The sequence below is a fragment of the Mesorhizobium sp. P3_A9 genome, assembly GCF_056402975.1.
Genome location: NZ_JBFUGJ010000810.1, coordinates 1 through 576 on the forward strand (window position 1 = coordinate 1; position 576 = coordinate 576).

Genomic DNA, 576 nt, shown 5'->3' on the forward strand with positions numbered 1-576 from the left:
ATCCGCGCATTCGGCCCGATTGGCAGTTCGACAATCGGCAGGTCGACCTGATCGCCGAGGGGCTGGACGCGGCGATCGGCGGCGGCTTCGAACTGGCGCCCGGCGTGATAGCGCGCGACCTTGCGCCCCTGCACATCATCGTGGTCGCATCGCCGGACTATATGAAGGGGCGCATTTCGCCGGTCGATCCGGCGGGTCTTTCCGAATTTGACGGCATCGTGCTGCGCTCTTCGCGAACCGGCCGCCTCCGGCACCGCGTCATGCGAGATGCCGCGGGCAGGGAGCTTCCAGCCGCATTGAACGAAACGATTATCGTCAACGATCCCGTGGCAATGTCCCAGGCAGCCTTGCTCAATCTCGGCGTGGCGCTGATCGTCATGCCGGAAGCGCTGCCCTACCTGGAGAGCAAGGCGCTCGTGCGCCTGGTCCCAAACTGGTATGCCGACCTCGGTTCGATCTCGCTCTACTACGGCACCCGCACGCTGCTGCCCGCCAAGACGCGCGTGTTTGTCGATTTCGTCCTGGAAGCCTTTCAACGGAACCATTTGGCCGCGCGGTTCGCGGCAAGCCTTGGTT

General features: G+C 64.2%; 1 protein-coding gene. It reads left to right on the forward strand.

Annotated elements, in window-relative coordinates:
• The coding region (locus AC1DX0_RS36870) for a LysR substrate-binding domain-containing protein (RefSeq protein ID WP_477359595.1) at positions 1 to 576 on the forward strand (576 nt) is incomplete at both ends.